This is a genomic window from Aquitalea sp. S1-19, assembly GCF_024343515.1.
Genome location: NZ_RJTZ01000249.1, coordinates 1 through 1,901 on the forward strand (window position 1 = coordinate 1; position 1,901 = coordinate 1,901).

The following is a 1,901-nucleotide window of genomic DNA, read 5'->3' on the forward strand; positions in this document are numbered from 1 at the left end:
CGTAATAATATTTTTGCCACGCAGTTCCACACTGAAAAGAGCCACCGCGCAGGGCTTCAGATGATGAAGAATTTCCTTGCCTGGGATGGCTGTGTTTAACCTTCTGTAGATGAATGCATCATGTTGCTGATACCCGCTATCGATCTTAAAGACGGCCAATGCGTACGCCTGAAGCAGGGCGTGATGGACGACGCGACCGTGTTTTCCGACGACCCGGTCAAGGTCGCGCTGCACTGGCGTGATCAGGGCGCCGACGAGCTGACTTTTCTCGATATCACCGCCAGCTCCGACGAGCGCGATCTGATCCTGCATGTGATCGAAGCGGTGGCCGATCAGGTCTTTATTCCGCTGACCGTGGGAGGCGGCGTGCGTAAAGTCGATGATATCCGCCGCCTGCTCAATGCCGGTGCCGATAAGGTCGGTATCAATACTGCGGCCATCACCAATCCGGACCTGGTGCGCGAGGCAGCCGCACGTTTCGGTTGTCAGGCCATTGTGGTGGCGGTGGATGCCAAGGCGGTGAATGCCGACAACAGCCGCTGGGAAATCTTCACCCACGGCGGACGGCGGGCTACCGGCATCGATGCGGTCGAGTGGGCCGTCAAAATGGCCGACTATGGCGCCGGTGAAATATTGCTGACCAGCATGGACCGCGACGGCACCAAGGCCGGCTTCAATCTGGCGCTCACGCGTGCGGTCGCGGATGCGGTGTCGGTGCCGGTGATCGCCTCTGGCGGCGTCGGCAATCTGCAGCATCTGGTCGACGGGGTCACACAAGGCAAGGCGGATGCGGTGCTGGCTGCCAGTATCTTCCACTTCGGCGAATACACCGTGCGTCAGGCTAAAGAAGCCATGCGCGAGGCGGGGATAGAGGTGAGGTTGTAAGTGCGGTAGCGATGCGGGATCGGGGAGCCGGGATTCGGGAACCGATGTGTTGCCGTGATTTTGGCTCATCCAGAATACTGAGTCCTGAGTCCCGAGAGCTAAAGGAAAACCATGAACAACAGCCCGTGGCTGGATGAAGTGAAGTGGGATGGCAACGGTCTGGTGACCGCCATCGCCCAGGATGAAAAGACCCAGCGCGTGCTGATGGTCGCGTGGATGAACCGTGAGGCCCTGCAGCTGACGGCCGACAGCGGTATCGCTCACTACTACAGCCGCTCGCGGCAGAAATTGTGGAAAAAAGGTGAGGAGTCCGGCCATTTGCAGCGCGTGCAGGAACTCAGGCTGGATTGCGACGGAGATGTGGTGGTGTTGCAGATCGAGCAGGCCGGCGGTATCGCCTGCCACACCGGGCGCGCCTCCTGTTTTTACCGGCGCTTCGAGCAGGGTGCCTGGGTGAGTGTGGATGAGGTATTGAAGGACCCTGCGGCCATTTATGGGGCGGGAAACTGAACGGTAGTTTGATCCGGCGCAAGGCTAGGGTTTTTCCTTATCAAGTTTTCGTAAATTTGCAATAAAATCGACTTATACTTTGGCCGATTCTTCTTGAGGGCAGTCTGATGATCAACACCGAGATACTCAGTCATCTGGCTGATACGCTGGAAGCGCGGCGCGAAGCCGCGGCCGGGTCGTCCTATGTGGCGTCCCTGTTCAAGCAGGGCGAGGATGCAATCCTGAAAAAAGTGGCCGAGGAAAGCGCCGAGGTGCTGCTGGCCGCCAAGGATGGCGACCGTCTGCATCTGGTGCGTGAAATGGCGGATCTGTGGTTTCACAGCATGGTGCTGCTGGCCCATCACGGCCTGCGCCCCGAAGACGTGCTGATGGAGCTCAAGCGGCGCGAGGGCATCTCGGGCCTGGATGAAAAGCTGGCACGCAAGCCGCAACCATAAACCCCGGGAGTCATGCAGTGAGCGATTGCCTGTTTTGCAAGATTGTGGCGGGAGAGATTCCGTCGAACA

The 1,901-nt window shown here is 58.8% G+C and carries 3 protein-coding genes and 1 pseudogene; all 4 read left to right on the forward strand.

Features of this window, described 5'->3' with window-relative positions; genetic code table 11:
• Positions 1-99: pseudogene (gene hisH / locus EGI20_RS17865) on the forward strand (imidazole glycerol phosphate synthase subunit HisH); the annotation flags it as partial.
• A 21-nt stretch (positions 100-120) separates the two neighbouring features.
• Positions 121-885 (forward strand): imidazole glycerol phosphate synthase subunit HisF, encoded by a 765-nt coding sequence (gene hisF, locus EGI20_RS17870; RefSeq protein WP_498633054.1) that lies wholly within the window; start codon positions 121-123, stop codon positions 883-885.
• Between the two features lie 111 nt (positions 886-996).
• Entirely contained in the window at positions 997-1,395 is a 399-nt protein-coding gene (gene hisI / locus EGI20_RS17875; RefSeq protein ID WP_498632345.1) for a phosphoribosyl-AMP cyclohydrolase, read from the forward strand.
• A gap of 107 nt (positions 1,396-1,502) precedes the next feature.
• Positions 1,503-1,832 (forward strand): phosphoribosyl-ATP diphosphatase, encoded by a 330-nt coding sequence (locus EGI20_RS17880; RefSeq protein ID WP_220789313.1) that lies wholly within the window; start codon positions 1,503-1,505, stop codon positions 1,830-1,832.
• Positions 1,833-1,901 lie beyond the last annotated feature (69 nt).

Coding starts and splice junctions, on each gene's coding strand:
- hisF (WP_498633054.1), top strand. CDS start 121: ATGTTGCTGATACCCGCTATCGATCTTAAAGACGGCCAATGCGTACGC.
- hisI (WP_498632345.1), top strand. CDS start 997: ATGAACAACAGCCCGTGGCTGGATGAAGTGAAGTGGGATGGCAACGGT.
- EGI20_RS17880 (WP_220789313.1), top strand. CDS start 1,503: ATGATCAACACCGAGATACTCAGTCATCTGGCTGATACGCTGGAAGCG.